We start from the raw sequence: 17,996 nt of genomic DNA on the forward strand, positions 1-17,996 counted from the left end.
TGCCGCCCGGACGGCAGAAACGACAAAGGGCTCCCGAAGGAGCCCTTTGCTTTTTACATCAACAGCTTATTACGCGAACGGGTGACGCAGAACGATGGTCTCGTTGCGGTCCGGGCCCGTCGAAATAATGTCGATCGGTGCGCCGATCAGCGCTTCAACACGCTTGATGTAGGCACGAGCGTTGGCTGGCAGTTCTTCCAGGGTCTTGGCGCCCACGGTCGATTCGGTCCAGCCCGGCACTTCTTCGTACACAGGCTGCAGGCCTACGTAGCTGTCGGCGTCGGTCGGGGCAACATCATTACCGTTGGCGTCTTTGTAGCCGACGCAGATGTTGATGGTTTCCAGACCGTCGAGTACGTCCAGCTTGGTCAGGCAGATGCCCGAGATGCTGTTCACATCGATAGCGCGACGCAGGATGACAGCGTCGAACCAGCCGCAACGACGGGCACGGCCGGTGGTTGCGCCGAACTCGTGGCCTTGCTTGGCCAGGTGCGCGCCGACTTCGTCGAACAGCTCAGTCGGGAACGGACCCGAACCTACGCGAGTGGTGTAGGCCTTGGTGATGCCGAGGATGTAGTCCAGGAACATCGGGCCAACGCCGGAACCGGTGGCAACGCCGCCAGCGGTGGTGTTGGAGCTGGTCACGTACGGGTAGGTGCCGTGGTCGATGTCCAGCAGGGAGCCTTGGGCGCCTTCGAACATGATGTCTTTGCCAGCGCGACGCAGGTCGTGCAGCTCAGCGGTCACGTCCAGCATCAGCGGCTTGAGCAGCTCGGCGTATTCCTTGCACTCGGCCAGGGTCTTGTCGAACTCGATGGCCGGCTCTTTGTAGTAACCGACCAGCATGAAGTTGTGGTAATCCACCAGTTCACGCAGCTTGTCTTCAAAGCGCGGCATGTTGAGCAGGTCGCCCACACGCAGGCCACGACGTGCGACCTTGTCTTCGTACGCCGGGCCGATGCCGCGACCGGTAGTACCGATCTTCAGCTCGCCACGGGCCTTTTCACGGGCCTGGTCCAGCGCAACGTGGAAGGACAGGATCAGCGGGCAGGACGGGCTGATACGCAGGCGCTCGCGCACCGGTACGCCTTTCTCTTCCAGCTTGATGATCTCGCGCAGCAAGGCGTCAGGTGCAACCACCACGCCGTTGCCGATCAGGCACTGCACGCCTTCGCGCAGCACGCCCGACGGGATCAGGTGCAAGACGGTTTTTTCGCCATCGATGACCAGGGTGTGGCCAGCGTTGTGGCCACCTTGGTAGCGCACTACGGCGGCAGCATGTTCGGTCAGCAGATCAACGATCTTGCCTTTGCCCTCATCACCCCATTGGGTGCCCAGGACTACGACATTCTTACCCATAACACTTGTCCTCATTCGCGCAAACTTGGTGCCGGCGATGGCCGGCAGGAAAACTCAAGAAGCCAGTGGCGATACTTGCCAAAGCCCGTTCTGCTGAATCAATTGCCGGTCGCAGTCCGCTTCACGGGCGGCGGCCAATGGCTGCCCAGGCAAGGCCTGGACGACACGCTGACCCTCACTGCGCAACTGGCAAACCTGCTGCCAGAGTGCTGCGTCCGTACTGTCGGGCATCCAGATGCCACCAGACGGTAGCTCGACCTCAGCACGCCCCAGGGTCACCAGGGTTTTCAAATCGGTAGAGAAGCCAGTTGCCGGACGGGCGCGACCGAAGTCGGCGCCGATGTCGTCATAACGACCGCCTTGGGCGATGGCTTGGCCAACGCCCGGTACAAACACCGCGAACACCACACCGGTGTGGTAGTGGTAACCGCGCAACTCACCCAGGTCAAAGTACAGCGGCAACTCCGGGAAGCGTGCCGACAACCGCTCGGCAATCGCCAGCACGTCGTCCAGCGCAGCCAGTACCGGCGCCGGCGCCTTGGCCAGACGCTCACGCGCCGCCACCAGCACTTCACGACCGCCGCACAGGTTGACCAGTGCACGCAGCATCTCGGCCAAATCCGCCGGCACGCCTGCGGTCAAGGCGATCACTTCGTCGATGGCCTTGCGTTGCAGGGCATCGAACAGCTGTTGTTCCACTTCACCGGACAAACCGGCCGCACGCGCCAGGCCACGGTAGATACCGACGTGGCCCAGGTCCATGTGGACATCCGGCACGTCCGCCAGTTGCAGCATGGCCAGCATCAAGCTGATCACTTCAACGTCGCTGCTCGGGCTCGCATCACCGTACAACTCGGCGCCCAACTGGATCGGGCTACGGGAAGACGACAACGCACGCGGCTGTGCATGCAGCACGCTGCCGGCGTAGCACAAGCGGCTCGGGCCTTCGCGACGCAGGGTGTGCGCATCGATGCGCGCCACTTGCGGCGTGATGTCGGCACGGAAACCCATTTGCCGGCCCGATTGCGGGTCGATGACCTTGAAGGTGCGCAGATCCAGGTCCTGGCCCGCGCCGGTCAGCAGGGATTCCAGGTACTCGATATGGGGGGTCACGACAAACTCGTAACCCCAGCTCTGGAACAGATCCAACACCTGGCGACGCGCTACTTCAATGCGCGCAGCTTCTGGTGGCAGTACTTCTTCGATGCCATCTGGCAGCAGCCAGCGGTCTACCGTTGCCATTACGCCAATCCCCTTTGATCCGGGCGGCCAGCCCTCGGCCGAGCCTTGAGTGAAGCAGAAAATACCCGCCCCCTGCATAAACCACGCGCAAGAACGACGTGACGAACGGCCTGTAATCGGCCTCGTCAGGCACTTTCCTCGAAAAACCTGTCACGCCTGCCGAATCAAACATGCAGACGCAAAAAAGCCGGGAATTTCCCGGCTGCCGCATCATACACCCGTTTTCTGAAAGGATCACCCCGCCAGGCGTTTTAGCCGCCCGACGGAGTGCGCCCTACACAGGGACGAGCTGATTACTTGGATTTTTCCAGGTAGCGGAAGAAATCGCTACTTGGGTCCAGCACCATGACGTCGGTTTTGTTCGCGAAGCTTTCACGGTAGGCGCGCAGGCTACGGTAGAACGCGTAGAACTCCTGGTCCTGGCCGTAGGCCTTGGCGTAGATCGCTGCGGCCTGGGCATCACCATCACCACGGGCCACTTCGGACTCGCGATAGGCTTCTGCCAGCAGTACACGGCGCTGACGGTCGGCATCCGCACGGATACCTTCAGCCAGTTCGTTACCCTTGGCGCGGTGCTCACGAGCTTCACGCTCACGCTCAGTGCTCATACGCTCAAAGACGCTGCGGTTCACTTCCTTCGGCAGATCAATGGCCTTGACCCGGACATCAACCACTTCGATGCCCAACTCTTTTTCCGCCATCGCATTCAACGAACGCGTGATGTCAGCCATCAGCGCGTCACGTTCACCGGACACCACCTCGTGCAGGGTGCGCTTACCAAACTGGTCACGCAGGCCCGACTCCAGACGGCGCGACAAACGATCGTCGGCGACAGACTTGCTACCAGAAGTTGCCGTGTAGAAACGCTCGGCATCCTTGACGCGCCACTTGGCGTAGGCGTCAACCATCACGGCTTTCTTTTCCAGGGTCAGGAAGCGTTGTGTCGGTGCATCCAGCGTCATCAGGCGCGCATCGAACTTGCGCACCTGGTTGACGAAGGGGACTTTCACATGCAGGCCCGGCTGGACATCTGCCTGGACCACGCGACCGAATTGCAGCATCACCGCGCGCTCGGTCTGAGACACGATGTAGAAGCAGTTCCAGGCCGCGATGACCACGACGACGCCCACAATCAGGGCGGTCAGCGATTTATTGCTCATCAACGACTCTCCCTGCTACGTGTTTGCTGTTGCAGCAAGTCAGCGGCCGCACGGGCGCTCGCTTCGTTGGCAGCGGCTGTCGAACCGGTGGCTGGTGCGCTGGTGCTGCTACGACCACCTTCGATCATCTTGTCCAGCGGCAGGTACAGCAGGTTGTTCTGCCCACCTTTGTTGCCGGTCACGAGAACCTTGCTGGTGTTGCTGAAGACTTCCTGCATGGTGTCCAGGTACAGACGCTCACGGGTAACTTCCGGTGCCTTGCGGTACTCGGCGACCAGTTTGGTAAAGCGATCTGCCTCACCCTTGGCGCGGGAAACCACTTCGTCACGATAACCGTTGGCATCCTCAAGGATACGCTGGGCCTGACCACGGGCTTCCGGCACGACGCCGTTGGCGTAGGTTTCAGCCTGGTTGCGCGAACGCTGCTCGTCTTCACGGGCGCGGATCACGTCATCGAAGGCTTCCTGCACTTCACGCGGTGCCGCTGCGCTCTGTACGTTCACCTGGGTCACGGTGATACCGGTGCGATAGGTATCGAGGAAACGCTGCAGGCGTTCCTTGATTTCGCTGGCCATCAGTTCACGACCTTCGGTCAGCACCTGGTCCATGGCGGTGGAACCCACCACGTGGCGCAGGGCGCTTTCGGTCGCGTGCTGCAGGCTGACTTCAGGCTGATCGACGTTCAGCACGAAGTCTTGCAGGTTGCTGATCTTGTACTGCACGGTCAGCGGCACTTCGACGATGTTCTCGTCTTCGGTCAGCATCTGGCCCTGCTTGGTATAGGCACGCTCACGCGTGACGTTTTCCATGTACTTCTTGTCGATCGGCGGGAAGTAGATGTTCAGGCCCGGGCCGACAGTCTCGTAGTACTTGCCGAAGCGCAGCACCACGGCTTGTTCCTGCTCGTCCACGACATAGACGGCGCTGTACAGCCAGACGGACGCCAGCACGACAAGACCCAGGCCCAGCAGGCCGTAGCCGCCGCCCTTGCTTGTGCGACCGCCGTCGTCACCACCACGTTTTTTTCCACCACCGAACAACCCATTCAGGCTTTCCTGCAGCTTTCGGAAGGCCTCGTCGAGATCTGGTGGCCCCTTGCGGTCGCCATTATTGCGGCGTTTACCACCCCAAGGATCCTGATTATTCGAGTTGCCACCCGGCTCATTCCAAGCCATAGCGCTCTCCATCTGATAAAGCAAAGACGCACCCACGGCGCGCCGACCAATGCTACAGAATGCCTGCTACTGCGGCACAACCGCTTTCGGAGGCTTTTATTGCAAAGTGTGTTGTTCGATGAACTCTGTCGGTACAACGCCTTCACGACTGACCAGCCGATTAAGCTCCGTGCGCGGCAATCGAACGGCCAGCAAGCTGACACCTTCTTCGTCGTATTCTTCTTTCTGTACTGCGCCCAGCTCGAAGAACTGTGCACGCAGTCGAGCAAAACGCTGGGGCAAGCGCAAGGTGCCGACGAACAAATCACTGCCAAGCAACTCGGCAATGGCTTGTTCAAGCAGCTCCAGGCCACTGCCATCACGCGCCGACAGCCATACCCGCTGGGGCTTGCCGTTCTCATCGCGCTGGATCTGTGGCTCAACGCCTTCAAGCAAATCGAGTTTGTTATAGACCTCGAGGATCGGCAAGTCCTGGGCGCCAATCTCTCCCAGCACCAGCATCACCTGCTCGATCTGCAACATGCGATCCGGTTCGGCCGCATCGATCACGTGCAACAGCAGGTCGGAATTGCTCGACTCTTCGAGCGTAGACCGAAATGCCTCGACCAGCTTGTGGGGCAAGTGACGAATGAAACCCACGGTATCGGCCAGGACAATCGGCCCCAGGTCGTCAAGATCCAGACGACGCAGGGTCGGGTCGAGCGTGGCGAACAACTGGTCGGCCGCGTACACGTCGGATTTGGTCACGTTGTTGAACAGCGTGGACTTGCCGGCGTTGGTATAGCCCACCAGGGACACGGTAGGGATATCCGCGCGGGAACGGCCACGGCGTGATTGCTCACGCTGGCTGCGCACTTTCTCGAGGCGGCCCTTGATCTGGCGCAGGCGCACCCGCAGCAGGCGTCGGTCGGTTTCCAGCTGGGTTTCACCCGGGCCACGCATGCCGATACCGCCGCCTTGACGCTCAAGGTGAGTCCAGCCGCGAACCAGCCGGGTGCTCATGTGGTCAAGCTGGGCCAGTTCAACCTGGAGCTTGCCTTCATGGGTACGGGCGCGTTGGGCGAAAATATCGAGAATCAGACCGGTACGGTCGATCACGCGACACTCGAACACACGTTCGAGGTTACGTTCCTGACTGGGCGTGAGGACGTGATTGAAGATCACCAGATCGGCTTCTTCGGCGTGGACCAGGTCGCGCAGTTCCTCGACCTTGCCGCTGCCAATCAGGAATTTGGCGGTTGGCCGATGACGCGGTACGTTAAAAAACGCAACGGTCTCGGCGCCGGCCGAATTCGCCAACTCCTGAAACTCCTGCGGATCTTCGCGCGCCTCAGGGTCCTGTCCATCCAAGTGAACGAGGATTACCCGCTCACCACCACCGTGGCGCTCAAAGAACAAAGGAGACTCCTATCAGGCGTTACCTGGCTCAGCGTCAGCTGCTTCATCACCCGCTGCGCTTGGCAGACGGATTGGACGCACTGGAACGACTGTCGAGATAGCGTGCTTGTAGACCATCTGGCTGACGGTATTTTTCAGCAGGATCACGAACTGGTCGAACGACTCGATCGTGCCTTGCAGCTTGATACCGTTGACCAGGTAGATGGAAACCCCCACTTTCTCTTTACGTAAAGTATTCAAGTAAGGGTCTTGTAGCGAATGCCCTTTTGACATGTGCCGCACTCCTTTAAGGATCAATAATAAAAAATCGGAAAATAGATAGCTCAAGGCCGTCACACCCCCAAGGATAGACGGCAATTGCAAGGACTCAGCTCAATATGGAGACCGTTCCCAAGTATTTCAAGGCGCGTGACAGATTGTCGCTGTCCAGGCTGTCCAGCCAGTGCAAATCGCTCCAGCTGCGCAACCAGGTGAACTGGCGCTTCGCCAATTGGCGCGTGGCAATGATGCCGCGTTCCTGCATTTCGGCTGACGTCAGCTTGCCATCCAGGTGTTCCCAGACTTGGCGATAGCCTACAGCACGTATCGAAGGCAACCCTAGATGCAGGTCACCTCTGGAACGCAGTGCTACGACCTCGTCCACGAACCCCTGTTCCAACATAATTGTGAATCTTTGTGCAATTCGGTCATGCAGCACCTGGCGATTCGCCGGGGCAATGGCCAGATTCGCCACAGTATAGGGCAATTGTGACCGTCCAGATGCGCCTGCGTCGGCACTTTGCGCAGTTTGTTTCAGCCTGTGTTCAGTCATCGTCTGGCCACTCACACGCCAGACTTCCAACGCGCGGCTGAGGCGCTGCGGATCATTGGGGTGAATGCGCGCGGCGGATACCGGGTCAATGGCCGCCAATTGGTCGTGCAAGGCTTGCCAGCCAAGGCGTGCAGCCTCTTCCTCAAGCTCGGCGCGCACCTGGGCGTCTGCCGCCGGCATATCTGCCAGACCTTCCTGCAAAGCCTTGTAATAGAGCATCGTGCCGCCCACCAGCAGCGGAATATTGCCGCGCGCGGTGATCTCGGCCATGGCGGCCAGGGCGTCGGTGCGGAAATCCGCCGCCGAATAGCTTTCGGCCGGGTCGATGATGTCGATCAGCTTATGCGGATACTCGGCCAGCAGCGCTTTGGACGGCTTGGCCGTACCGATGTCCATGTCCCGGTAAACCAGGGCAGAGTCGACGCTGATCAACTCGCACGGCAGCACTTTGCTCAGCTCGATGGCCAAGTCGGTCTTGCCAGCGGCCGTGGGGCCCATCAGGAAGATCGCGGGGGGCAAGGCACTCATCAGCGACCGCGCAAGAACAGTTTGTCCAGATCGTCCAGGCCCATTTGGGTCCAGGTCGGTCGGCCATGGTTGCATTGCCCGCTGCGCTCGGTGTTTTCCATGTCGCGCAGCAGCCCGTTCATTTCCGGCAGTGCCAGGCGGCGGTTGGCGCGGATGGCGCCGTGGCAGGCCATGGTGCCGAGCAGTTCGTTGATATGCGCCTGCACGCGGTCGCTGGTGCCGTATTCCATCAGGTCGGCGAGCACGTCGGCGACCAGGCGGTTGGCCTCGGCCTGCTTGAGCAGCGCCGGGATCTGGCGGATAGCCAGGGTTTCCGGCCCCAGGCGTTGCAGCTCAAAGCCGAGTTTCTGGAACACAGCGGCATGTTCTTCGGCGCAATCGGCTTCGCGCTGGCTGACCGCCAGGGATTCCGGCACCAGCAGCGGCTGGCCGCTGAGGCCTTCGCTGGCCATGGCGATCTTGAGGCGCTCGTACATGATCCGTTCGTGGGCGGCATGCATGTCCACCAGCACCAGGCCGTGGGCGTTTTCCGCCAGGATATAGATGCCCTTGAGCTGCGCCAGCGCGTAACCCAGCGGCGGAATATCACCGCCACCTTCCGGCAAGGCCACCGCAGCACCCGGCTCGGCACCCGGCAGCGGCGCGAAAAACTCGCGATACGCCGCCTGCGCTTCAGCCACCGGCACAGCCGATTGCGGACGCGGCGTGTATTGATATTGATAGCCTGCACCCGCGCCAGAACCCGGCGCGGCGAACGATGGCTGCGGCGGCGTCGATTGCAGCAGGTTGCCGGCCAGGCTCATTTCGCCCTGAGGGCCAAACTCACCCGCCTCCGGCCCACTCGGGCGCACCACGGCGGTGACGATCGGCGCAGCCAGATGATCATCCGGGCGCACATCGCCCAAGGTGCGGTGCAACGTGCCATAGAGGAAGTCGTGCACCATGCGCCCATCGCGGAAGCGCACTTCGTGCTTGGTCGGGTGCACGTTGACGTCCACCACCGAGGGGTCGACCTCGAAGAACAGCACAAACGTCGGGTGCCGCCCGTTGAACAGCACGTCGCGATACGCCTGGCGCACCGCGTGGGCCACCAGCTTGTCGCGCACCGCGCGGCCATTCACGAAGAAGTACTGCAAGTCCGCCTGGCTGCGGGAGAACGTCGGCAAGCCAACCCAGCCCCACAAGCGCAAGCCGTTGCGTTCGATTTCAATCGGCAGCGCCTGTTCCAGGAAGCCCGCGCCACAAATCGCCGACACCCGGCGCGCACGCGCGGCTTCGTCATGGGCTTCGTGCAGGCTGAGGATGGTCTTGCCGTTGTGGCGCAAATGAAACGCCACATCGAAACGCGCCAGGGCCAGGCGCTTGATGACTTCTTGCAGGTGATCGAATTCGGTTTTTTCAGCCTTGAGAAATTTGCGTCGCGCCGGGGTATTGAAGAACAGGTCGCGCACTTCCACCGAAGTGCCCACCGGATGCGCCGCCGGTTGCACCCGGGGCGCCATGTCGCGACCTTCGGTTTCCACCTGCCAGGCCTGTTCGGCGCTGCGGGTGCGCGAGGTCAAGGTCAGGCGCGCCACGGAGCTGATGGACGCCAGCGCCTCACCACGAAAGCCCAGGCTCATCACCCGTTCCAGGTCTTCGAGGTCGCGAATTTTGCTGGTGGCGTGACGGGCCAGGGCCAGCGGCAGGTCATCGGAAGAGATGCCGCTGCCGTCATCGCGCACCCGCAGCAGCTTGACGCCGCCCTGCTCTACGTCCACATCGATGCGCTTGGCGCCGGAGTCGATGCTGTTTTCCAGCAACTCCTTGATCACCGAGGCCGGACGTTCAACCACCTCACCGGCGGCAATCTGGTTGGCCAGGCGTGGGCTGAGCAGCTCGATGCGCGAGCCGTTGTTCAAGACTGATTCACTCATTACTGTGCTGCCAATTCGGTGCCGGGGATGGTCAACACCTGGCCGACTTTCAATTCATCGGTCTTCAGGCTGTTGGCGCTGCGCAATGTGGCGGCCGAAACCTGGAAGCGCACGGCCAGCATGGCCAGGGTGTCGCCCGGTTGCACGCGATGGTCACGCGGGCCCTGGGCGATTTTCCCGGAGTCGCGCAGCCAGGCGATATACGTGCCCGGCGGCGGGTTCTGCTGGAAGAACTGACGGATACCCGCGCTGATCGAACGCGCCAAGGCCTGTTGGTGACTGGCGCTGGCCAGCTTCGAGGCTTCGTTGGCGTTGGAGATAAACCCGGTTTCCACCAGGATCGACGGGATATCCGGCGACTTCAACACCATGAACCCGGCCTGCTCCACGCGCTGTTTGTGCAGCGACGTGACCCGGCCAATATTGCTCAGGACTTTCTGGCCGACGTTCAGGCTGGAGGTGAGCGAGGCGGTCATCGACAGGTCGAGCAGCACGCCAGCGAGCATTTTGTCCTTGTCATCGAGGGACACGTTACCGGCCCCGCCGATCAGGTCGGAACGGTTTTCGCTGTCGGCCAGCCAACGGGCAGTCTCCGACGTGGCGCCACGGTCCGACAGGGCAAACACCGAAGCGCCAAACGCGGCGGTGGACGGTGCGGCGTCGGCGTGGATCGAGACGAACAGGTCGGCGCCCTTCTTGCGGGCGATTTCGGTACGCCCGCGCAGCGGGATGAAATAGTCGCCGGTACGGGTCAGCTCGGCGCGGTAGCCCTTCATGCCGTTGACCTGGCGCTGCAGTTCGCGGGCGATGGCCAGTACCACGTCTTTTTCATGCTGGCCGCGCGAGCCGGAAGCGCCCGGGTCTTCGCCGCCATGGCCGGCGTCGATCACCACGATAATGTCGCGCTTGCCCGCCGGGGCCGGTGGCAGCGGCGGCAACTTGACCTGCGGCTGTGTCGGGTTGACCGGCACCGCAGGCACCGTCGCGACACTTGGCGGTGGCGCTGGCGGCGGGTTGGCATCGGCGGCGTTGTCGAACAGATCGACCACCAGGCGGTTGCCGTACTGGGCGTTCGGCGCCAGCACAAAGCTTTTCGGGGTGACGGTCTTTTTCAGGTCGATGACCACCCGCAGGTCGGTCGGCGTACGCTGGGCCGAGCGCATGGCGGTAATCGGCGTATTGGCGGTGGAGACTTTCAACGGCGCGGCCAGGGTCGCACCGTTGATGTCGATCACCAGGCGATCGGGCGCCGTCAGGGTAAAGACACTGTGCTGGACCGGGCCAGACAGGTCGAACACCAGTCGCGTGTTATCCGGCGCTCGCCACAGGCGCACACTTTTCACCTGCGAAGCAGCCAGAGCATTGACAGTCATTGCCGCAAGCAACACCCCTACGACAGCAACCAACGCGCGAAAGCGCATACCTAACCCCACCAATTATTTGAATTCCAATGCCAAAGCGGCGCACCACGACTGGCCGCGCGCGCTTTGGGGCAACAACTTCAGCTGACGTCCTGTCTCATGCGGCGTAATGGTAATGGTCAGGTCCGGCTTTGGCAAAAAGCCCGTGCCTTTATCTGGCCACTCGATCAGGCACAACGCATCCTCATCGAAGTAATCGCGGATGCCCATGTACTCCAGCTCTTCGGGGTCCACCAGCCGGTAGAGGTCGAAGTGAAAGGCGCGGATGGCACCAATCTCGTAGGGTTCTACCAAGGTGAACGTCGGGCTTTTTACCGCGCCCGTATGGCCCAACCCGCGAATGATCCCCCGGGACAACGTGGTCTTGCCCGCCCCCAGGTCGCCTTCGAGAAAGATCAGCCCCGCGCCGGCCGTCACTTGGGCGATACGCTGACCGAACGCAACCATGGCGTCTTCATCGGCGAGGAAAAGAACTACTTCAGACACGGTGACTGCTCCTCCAGCAATTGACGAATGGCGGGTATCAGGTCGCTGGCCGCCAGCCCGCGACCAAAACTACCCTGGCGATCTCCCGCCGTGGCGTGCAACCACACGGCCAGGCAGCTGGCCTCATAGGCTGGCATGCCCTGGGCCAGCAACGCCCCGACCAGACCGGCCAGCACGTCACCGAGCCCGGCCGTTGCCATGGCCGGATGGCCTTGGTCACAGCGCGCAATACGCCCGTCCGGACTGGCAATCAAACTGCCAGCCCCCTTGAGAATAGCCACTGCATTGAATTTCTGGCTCAACGCGCGCGCCACCTTAAGGCGGTCGGCCTGAACCTCGGCTGTCGAGAGACCCAACAAGCGCGCGGCTTCGCCCGGATGCGGGGTAATCACCGAGTTGGCAGGAAGACTGACGCCGCCCGAGGCCAACTGGTTCAGGGCGTCGGCGTCCCAGACTTGTGGCTGGCGCGCGTTGGCAGCGACCGACAACAGGCTTTTGCCCCAAGCCGCATTGCCCAGGCCCGGACCAATGACGATGACCGAGATGTTTTCCAGCAAGCCCATCAGTTGGTTGGCCGAACTCACGCCCACGGTCATGACTTCCGGCAAGCGCGCCAACGCGGCGGGCACGTGCTCCGGGCGCGTCGCCAGGGAGACCAGGCCAGCGCCACTGCGCAACGCACTTTCGGCGCTCAGCAGCGCTGCGCCGCCCAGGCCACGGTCGCCGCCGATCACCAGCAGGTGGCCGAACTGGCCTTTATGGGCATCCGGGGAACGCGCAGCCAGTTGCGGCAAATCGCCGGGCAACAGGGGCTGAACGTCGGTAATTGGGTGTTTTGTCTGCGGCATGCGTCTTCAAGCTCCGATGTCTGGCAGAATTATACGCATCTAACCTGTGGTTTCCCGTGTCTCATGCCTGCTATTACCTCCGATCTGCCCGCCCTCGCCCAATCGATCAAAGACTGGGGCCGCGAACTGGGCTTTCAACAAGTCGGCATCAGCGGCCTGGACCTGGCCGAGCATGAGCAGCACCTGCAACGCTGGCTCGATGCCGGCTACCACGGCGAGATGGACTACATGGGCGCCCACGGCAGCAAGCGCTCCCACCCGGACGAACTGGTGCCCGGCACGTTGCGCGTGGTCTCACTGCGCATGGACTACTTGCCCGGCGACACGCAAATGGCGCAATTGCTGGCCAAACCGGAAAAAGCCTACATCTCCCGCTACGCCCTCGGCCGCGACTACCACAAGCTGATCCGCAAGCGCGTGCAGCAACTGGCCGATCGCATCCAGGCGCAAATCGGCCCGTTCGGCTTTCGCGCGTTTGTCGACAGCGCGCCGGTGCTGGAAAAAGCCATCGCCGAACAGGCCGGCCTGGGTTGGATCGGCAAGAACACCCTGGTACTCAATCGCAAGGCCGGCAGTTACTTCTTCCTCAGCGAGCTGTTTGTCGATTTGCCCTTGCCGGTGGACGCGCCCCACAGCACCGAACATTGCGGGCGCTGCACCGCGTGCCTGGACATCTGCCCCACCAATGCCTTCGTCGGCCCCTATGTGCTGGATGCGCGGCGCTGCATTTCCTACCTGACCATCGAACTCAAGACAGCGATCCCGGAAGACCTGCGCCCACTCATCGGCAACCGCGTGTTCGGCTGCGATGACTGTCAGATCGTGTGCCCATGGAATCGTTTCGCCCGCGCCACCACCGAGAGCGATTTCAAGCCGCGCCACAACCTGGACAACGCCGAGCTGGCCGAGCTGTTTATGTGGGACGAGGATAAATTCCTCAGCAGCACCGAAGGCTCGCCCCTACGCCGCGCCGGTTATGAACGCTGGCTACGCAACCTGGCGGTGGGCCTGGGCAATGCGCCGTCGAGCATTCCGGTGCTGGAAGCCTTGAAGGCGCGGCGGGAGTATCCGTCGGAGCTGGTGCGCGAACATGTGGAATGGGCGCTGAACCAGCACGCGACGCGCTAGTGCACGTCGTCGTTGTAGACGAACTTGGGCATTTCCCAGTGAAAACGGATCGCCAGCAGGCGTAAGAGAAAGCCGCTGAACAGGGTCAGCAGAATCGATTGCTCGCTGGGCAGCTCCAGGTACAGGCACAGCAAGTAGAACCAGGCGGCGAGGAACGACACGCTGGCGTACAACTCACGGCGAAAGATCAGCGGGATGTCGTTGCAGAAGATATCCCGCAGGATGCCGCCGAACACGCCGGTGATCACGCCGCTGACCGAGGCCACCAGCATGCCGTGGCCCATTTCCAGGGCGGTCATGCAGCCGATCAAGGTAAAGGCCACCAGACCCACGGCGTCCAGCGCCAGGAACAGCGAACGCAGATGGCGCATCAGCGGGGCGATAAAGATCGTCACCAGCGCCGCGACCGAGGTCAGCACCAGGTATTCCGGGTGTTTGACCCAGGTCAGCGGGTAGTGCCCCAGCAGCACGTCACGCACCGAACCGCCGCCCAACGCCGTCACGCAGGCGATCAGCACCACGCCAAACCAGTCCATGCCGCGCCGCCCGGCGGACAGGGCGCCGGTCATGGCTTCGGCAGTGATGGCGATGAGGTAGAGCATCAACAACATGATGGCGATCCTTGCAAAGAGGCGCGCAGTCTAATCATTTGGTGATGGCACCAAAAGGGGGCACCTGGCGAAAGACCGCGTCGCCTCTATCGCAGGCAAGCCAGCTCCCACATTTTGATTTGCGAATGCCGTCAACTGTGGGAGCTGGCTTGCCTGCGATAGCGCCGGTTCAGGCGCCGACAAATCAAGCCTTGATGAAATGCTTGCGGTAATGCTGCAACTCGGCGATCGACTCGCGAATATCATCCAGCGCCAGATGGGTGCTGCCTTTATGGAAGCTGTCTTTGACTTCCGGCGCCCAACGCGCGGCCAGCTCTTTCAAGGTGGACACATCCAGGTTGCGGTAGTGGAAGTAGCTTTCCAGCCCCTTCATATGGGTATAAAGGAAGCGACGATCCTGGCAGATGCTGTTGCCGCAGATCGGCGACTTGCCCTTCGGCACCCATTTTTCCAGGAAAGCGATGGTCTCGGCTTCGGCTTCGGCCATGCTGATACGGCTGTCGCGCACGCGCTGGGTCAGGCCGGAGTTGCCGTGGGTGCGGGTATTCCACTCATCCATGGTGGCGAGTACGGCGTCGCTGTGGTGAATGGCGATCACCGGACCTTCGGCCAAGGTGTTGAGGTTGCTGTCGGTGACAATGGTCGCCATCTCGATAATGACGTCGGTGTCGGGGTTCAGACCGGTCATTTCCAGATCGATCCAAATCAGGTTCTGTGGGTTTTGCATGGCTTGATTCTCTTGGCACCTTGGCGTAGCTGCGCAGTTTAGCAGGCGGGGCCGTGCTAGACTCGCGACCGTTTTACCCAACCTTTGCATTATCGACACGGAACACCAATGGCCAAACGCCAGCTCAATCGTCGCCAAAACTGGCGCATCGAAAAGATTCAAGGTGAACGCGCCGCTCGCGCCGCCAAACGTGAATCCTCCGCCGTGGAAGCGCTTGAGGGCGGCGACCTGGGCCCCGAGCAAACGGGCCTGGTGATCGCGCACTTTGGGGTGCAGGTCGAAGTCGAGGCGCTGGAAGGCGAACTGGCCGGCCAGGTATTCCGTTGCCACCTGCGCGCCAACCTGCCAGCGCTGGTTACCGGCGACAAGGTGGTGTGGCGTGCCGGCAACCAGGGCATCGGCGTGATCGTCGCCCAGTTGCCGCGCACCACCGAACTGCGTCGCCCCGACAGTCGCGGCCAGCTCAAGCCAGTCGCCGCCAACGTCGACATGATCGTGATCGTGTTCGCGCCGCTGCCCGAGCCCCATGCCAACCTGATCGACCGCTACCTGGTAGCCGCCGAGCATGCCGGCATCCGCCCGCTGTTGCTGCTGAACAAATTCGACCTGATCGACGAACAGAACGCCCCGGCGCTGAATGCGCTGCTGGCGGTCTACCGCACCCTGGGTTACCCGGTGCTGGAGGTTTCGGCCCATCACGGCAATGGCATGGAACAGCTGCAACAGCAGTTGGACGGGCGTATCAGCGTGTTTGTCGGCCAGTCTGGCGTGGGTAAATCCTCGCTGGTCAACAGCCTGCTGCCGGAAGTCGACGCCCGCGTGGGCCCGCTGTCGGAACTGTCCGGCCAGGGCACCCACACCACCACCACGGCGCGGTTGTTCCACTTCCCGGGCGGCGGCGAGCTGATCGACTCCCCGGGCATCCGTGAATTCGGCCTCGGCCACGTCAGCCGCAGCGATGTGGAAGCGGGCTTTATCGAGTTCAACGACCTGATCGGCACCTGCCGCTTCCGCGACTGCAAACACGACCGCGAGCCGGGTTGTGCGTTGCTCAAGGCCCTAGAAGATGGGCGTGTGCAGCAGCAGCGGATGAATAGCTATCGGTCGATTATTGCAAGTCTTCCTGAAAGCACTTACTAAACCGTCGATACAAAAAGGCCGCGATCATCGCGGCCTTTTTATTTATGCAGCTTAAGAACCAGCCTTAGGCACCGTAGGATCCTTCACCCCACCATCATCAAACAGATTCAACTTCTGCCGCAGCTCATGGGCCGGCAATGGCTCTTGCCCCGGCGGGATCGCATTCGGGTCAGCCGGCACTTCACCTGGCGCACCCGCACCCGGTGTCGGAGCTGGCTTGGGTTGATCACCTTCAATCGCACGCTGGGCCTTTTTGGTCAGCACCACGATGTCGATGCGGCGGTTGATCGGGTTGAACGGGTCTTCATGATCAAACAGCTGCGACGAGGCAAACCCCACCACGCGCGCTACTTGCGGGTCCGGGTAGCTGCCGGCCACTAGCGCGCGGCGGGCGGCGTTGGCGCGGTTGGCCGAGAGTTCCCAGTTGCCGAAGTCGCCCTGGCCCGAGTACGGCTTGGCGTCGGTGTGGCCGCTGATGCTGATCTTGTTCGGCACCGCCTTGATGGTGTCGGCCATGGCCAGCAGGATGTCTTCAAAGTACGGCTTCAAGCGTGCGCTGCCAGAGTCGAACATCGGCCGGTTGGCCGCGTCGGTGATCTGGATGCGCAGGCCGTCCGGAGTGATCTCGAACGAAATCTGGTCCTTGAATTTCAGCAGTTGCGGGTTCTCGTCGACCTTGGTCTGCAACTCTTGCAGCAACAGTTCCAGGCGTTCCTGCTCGACCTGCTCGGCCATGGCTTCGACGGTATCGCGCTCGATTGGGATATTTTCCTGCGGCGATTCGGTCTTGATCTCGGGGTTGATGGTGCGCTCCGGCGCCAACTGCGGCGAGCCGCCGAGGTCGATGACGAAGGGCGTGCCGCTTTCCGAGAAGCCAATCGGGTCCTTGAAGTAACCGGCGATGGCGATCTTTTGTTCCGGCGTGGCGGTGGACATCAGCCACAGCACCAGGAAGAACGCCATCATCGCCGTCGCAAAGTCGGCGAAGGCGATTTTCCAGGCACCGCCATGGTGCCCCGCAGCGAAGCGCTTGACGCGCTTGATGATTATCGGCTGGTTGTTTTCCATGGCTTAGCGACCGCGGACCGCTTGTTCCAGCTCGGCGAAGCTTGGGCGATGCTTCGGGTACAGCACCTTGCGACCGAACTCCACCGCCAGCGATGGCGGCATGCCGGAAGCGGACGCTACCAGGCTGGCCTTGATCGATTCGTACAGGTTGATTTCTTCCTTGGCGTCGTGGGCCAGGGAGGTCGCCAGCGGACCGAAGAAACCGTAGGCTGCGAGAATACCGAAGAAGGTACCGACCAGTGCCGCACCTACGTGCATACCGATGGCCGCCTGGTCGCCTTCGCCCAGGGAGGCCATGGTCACCACGATACCGAGTACCGCCGCGACGATACCAAAGCCGGGCATGCCGTCGGCGATGCCGGTCACGGCGTGGGAAGGATGCTCAAGTTCTTCCTTGAGGCTGAACAATTCCATGTCGAACAGGCCTTCCAGCTCATGGGGGGCCATGTTGCCGGAAGACATGATGCGCAGGTAATCGCAGATGTAGGCGGTCATGCGCTCATCTTTGAGCACGGCCGGGTACTTGGCGAAGATCGGGCTCGCCGCGGCGTCTTCGATGTCGGCCTCGATGGCCATCATGCCTTCGCGGCGGCTCTTGTTGAGGATCTCGTACACCAGACCCAGCACTTCCAGGTAGAAGGTGTGGGTGAAACGCGAACCGAACATGCCCAGCGACTTCTTGATCACGTGCATGGTCATGTAGCCGGGGTTCGCTTGCAGGAACGCGCCCAACGCCGCACCACCGATAATCAACACCTCGAAAGGCTGGATCAGCGCGGCAATTTTACCGTGGGACAGGACGTACCCGCCGAGCACGCTTGCGAAGACGACGATGATGCCGATAATTTTAGCCATAGGGGATCTGTACTTGCGCCGTCGGGTTCATGGACATATTTGGAGGAACTGCAAAACTCTTGTTCTACTTATCGGCAAAACTGCGCCAGACTATAGCCCGTTAAGGCGAAAAGCCAGTTCGGC

General features: G+C 61.6%; 17 protein-coding genes. 2 read left to right on the forward strand and 15 right to left on the reverse strand.

The features are described from left to right. Nucleotides 1-69: 69 nt before the first annotated feature. The 11 genes from J1G37_RS08570 to J1G37_RS08620 all read right to left on the reverse strand — a co-directional run bounded on the left by J1G37_RS08570 (nt 70) and on the right by J1G37_RS08620 (nt 12,344). Nucleotides 70-1,359: an adenylosuccinate synthase gene (locus tag J1G37_RS08570; protein ID WP_124525554.1), complete on the reverse strand. Its 1,290-nt coding sequence runs from the start codon at nt 1,357-1,359 to the stop codon at nt 70-72. A 54-nt stretch (nt 1,360-1,413) separates the two neighbouring features. Then, nucleotides 1,414-2,601, reverse strand: coding sequence for an ATP phosphoribosyltransferase regulatory subunit (locus J1G37_RS08575; RefSeq protein WP_124525553.1), 1,188 nt, complete (start codon nt 2,599-2,601; stop codon nt 1,414-1,416). Nucleotides 2,602-2,894: 293 nt separating this feature from the next. Further along, nucleotides 2,895-3,761 (reverse strand): protease modulator HflC, encoded by an 867-nt coding sequence (hflC, locus tag J1G37_RS08580; protein ID WP_207041112.1) that lies wholly within the window; start codon nt 3,759-3,761, stop codon nt 2,895-2,897. Continuing rightward, nucleotides 3,761-4,936 (reverse strand): FtsH protease activity modulator HflK, encoded by a 1,176-nt coding sequence (hflK, locus tag J1G37_RS08585; RefSeq protein ID WP_017734960.1) that lies wholly within the window; start codon nt 4,934-4,936, stop codon nt 3,761-3,763. Before hflK ends, hflC begins: the two co-directional genes overlap by 1 nt. Nucleotides 4,937-5,032: 96 nt before the next feature. Then, a complete protein-coding gene (hflX, locus tag J1G37_RS08590; protein ID WP_017734959.1) occupies nt 5,033-6,334 on the reverse strand; it encodes a ribosome rescue GTPase HflX in 1,302 nt (433 codons plus the stop codon). A 12-nt stretch (nt 6,335-6,346) separates the two neighbouring features. Next, nucleotides 6,347-6,607, reverse strand: a complete 261-nt coding sequence (gene hfq, locus J1G37_RS08595) for an RNA chaperone Hfq (protein ID WP_016976904.1) — start codon at nt 6,605-6,607, stop codon at nt 6,347-6,349. A 94-nt stretch (nt 6,608-6,701) separates the two neighbouring features. Next, on the reverse strand, nt 6,702-7,673 hold the full coding sequence (gene miaA / locus J1G37_RS08600) for a tRNA (adenosine(37)-N6)-dimethylallyltransferase MiaA (protein WP_207041114.1): 972 nt from the start codon (nt 7,671-7,673) through the stop codon (nt 6,702-6,704). Continuing rightward, the gene (mutL, locus tag J1G37_RS08605) at nt 7,673-9,574 is read right to left on the reverse strand and encodes a DNA mismatch repair endonuclease MutL (protein WP_017734957.1); all 1,902 of its coding nucleotides are present in this window, start codon (nt 9,572-9,574) and stop codon (nt 7,673-7,675) included. The genes miaA and mutL overlap by 1 nt, the downstream gene beginning before the upstream one ends. 14 nt (nt 9,575-9,588) lie before the next feature. Then, the gene (locus tag J1G37_RS08610) at nt 9,589-11,010 is read right to left on the reverse strand and encodes an N-acetylmuramoyl-L-alanine amidase (protein WP_026136555.1); all 1,422 of its coding nucleotides are present in this window, start codon (nt 11,008-11,010) and stop codon (nt 9,589-9,591) included. A gap of 15 nt (nt 11,011-11,025) precedes the next feature. Beyond that, nucleotides 11,026-11,496 carry a tRNA (adenosine(37)-N6)-threonylcarbamoyltransferase complex ATPase subunit type 1 TsaE gene (tsaE, locus tag J1G37_RS08615; protein WP_124525549.1) on the reverse strand — a complete coding sequence of 157 codons (471 nt, stop codon included), beginning with the start codon at nt 11,494-11,496 and terminating at the stop codon, nt 11,026-11,028. Further along, a complete protein-coding gene (locus J1G37_RS08620; RefSeq protein ID WP_207041116.1) occupies nt 11,484-12,344 on the reverse strand; it encodes an NAD(P)H-hydrate dehydratase in 861 nt (286 codons plus the stop codon). Before J1G37_RS08620 ends, tsaE begins: the two co-directional genes overlap by 13 nt. 63 nt (nt 12,345-12,407) lie before the next feature. On the opposite strand from J1G37_RS08620, the gene queG reads away from it, so the two are divergent. Continuing rightward, complete coding sequence (gene queG / locus J1G37_RS08625; protein WP_207041118.1) at nt 12,408-13,472, forward strand: tRNA epoxyqueuosine(34) reductase QueG; 1,065 nt, start codon at nt 12,408-12,410, stop codon at nt 13,470-13,472. On the opposite strand, the gene J1G37_RS08630 is transcribed toward queG, so the two are convergent. Continuing rightward, nucleotides 13,469-14,086, reverse strand: coding sequence for a trimeric intracellular cation channel family protein (locus tag J1G37_RS08630; protein WP_207041344.1), 618 nt, complete (start codon nt 14,084-14,086; stop codon nt 13,469-13,471). The genes queG and J1G37_RS08630 overlap by 4 nt on opposite strands. Before the next feature lie 181 nt (nt 14,087-14,267). Continuing rightward, nucleotides 14,268-14,810: an oligoribonuclease gene (orn, locus tag J1G37_RS08635; RefSeq protein ID WP_003171343.1), complete on the reverse strand. Its 543-nt coding sequence runs from the start codon at nt 14,808-14,810 to the stop codon at nt 14,268-14,270. A gap of 108 nt (nt 14,811-14,918) precedes the next feature. Between orn and rsgA the strand changes: the two genes are divergently transcribed. After that, complete coding sequence (rsgA, locus tag J1G37_RS08640; protein ID WP_207041120.1) at nt 14,919-15,950, forward strand: small ribosomal subunit biogenesis GTPase RsgA; 1,032 nt, start codon at nt 14,919-14,921, stop codon at nt 15,948-15,950. A gap of 51 nt (nt 15,951-16,001) precedes the next feature. Here the strand turns inward: rsgA and motB are convergent, their stop codons facing one another. Both motB and motA read right to left on the reverse strand, forming a co-directional pair. Next, complete coding sequence (gene motB, locus J1G37_RS08645) at nt 16,002-17,018, reverse strand: flagellar motor protein MotB (RefSeq protein ID WP_207041122.1); 1,017 nt, start codon at nt 17,016-17,018, stop codon at nt 16,002-16,004. A 3-nt stretch (nt 17,019-17,021) separates the two neighbouring features. Further along, complete coding sequence (gene motA, locus J1G37_RS08650; RefSeq protein WP_207041124.1) at nt 17,022-17,873, reverse strand: flagellar motor stator protein MotA; 852 nt, start codon at nt 17,871-17,873, stop codon at nt 17,022-17,024. Between the last annotated feature and the right edge of the window lie 123 nt (nt 17,874-17,996).

The sequence above is a fragment of the Pseudomonas sp. Marseille-Q1929 genome, from assembly GCF_017316265.1.
Taxonomy (GTDB): domain Bacteria; phylum Pseudomonadota; class Gammaproteobacteria; order Pseudomonadales; family Pseudomonadaceae; genus Aquipseudomonas.

What these genes read in the sequence shown, in the direction of transcription:
- J1G37_RS08570 (WP_124525554.1), bottom strand. Translation starts at nt 1,359, where the DNA reads ATGGGTAAGAATGTCGTAGTCCTGGGCACCCAATGGGGTGATGAGGGC.
- J1G37_RS08575 (WP_124525553.1), bottom strand. Translation starts at nt 2,601, where the DNA reads ATGGCAACGGTAGACCGCTGGCTGCTGCCAGATGGCATCGAAGAAGTA.
- hflC (WP_207041112.1), bottom strand. Translation starts at nt 3,761, where the DNA reads ATGAGCAATAAATCGCTGACCGCCCTGATTGTGGGCGTCGTCGTGGTC.
- hflK (WP_017734960.1), bottom strand. Translation starts at nt 4,936, where the DNA reads ATGGCTTGGAATGAGCCGGGTGGCAACTCGAATAATCAGGATCCTTGG.
- hfq (WP_016976904.1), bottom strand. Translation starts at nt 6,607, where the DNA reads ATGTCAAAAGGGCATTCGCTACAAGACCCTTACTTGAATACTTTACGT.
- miaA (WP_207041114.1), bottom strand. Translation starts at nt 7,673, where the DNA reads ATGAGTGCCTTGCCCCCCGCGATCTTCCTGATGGGCCCCACGGCCGCT.
- J1G37_RS08610 (WP_026136555.1), bottom strand. Translation starts at nt 11,010, where the DNA reads ATGCGCTTTCGCGCGTTGGTTGCTGTCGTAGGGGTGTTGCTTGCGGCA.
- J1G37_RS08620 (WP_207041116.1), bottom strand. Translation starts at nt 12,344, where the DNA reads ATGCCGCAGACAAAACACCCAATTACCGACGTTCAGCCCCTGTTGCCC.
- queG (WP_207041118.1), top strand. Translation starts at nt 12,408, where the DNA reads ATGCCTGCTATTACCTCCGATCTGCCCGCCCTCGCCCAATCGATCAAA.
- orn (WP_003171343.1), bottom strand. Translation starts at nt 14,810, where the DNA reads ATGCAAAACCCACAGAACCTGATTTGGATCGATCTGGAAATGACCGGT.
- rsgA (WP_207041120.1), top strand. Translation starts at nt 14,919, where the DNA reads ATGGCCAAACGCCAGCTCAATCGTCGCCAAAACTGGCGCATCGAAAAG.
- motB (WP_207041122.1), bottom strand. Translation starts at nt 17,018, where the DNA reads ATGGAAAACAACCAGCCGATAATCATCAAGCGCGTCAAGCGCTTCGCT.
- motA (WP_207041124.1), bottom strand. Translation starts at nt 17,873, where the DNA reads ATGGCTAAAATTATCGGCATCATCGTCGTCTTCGCAAGCGTGCTCGGC.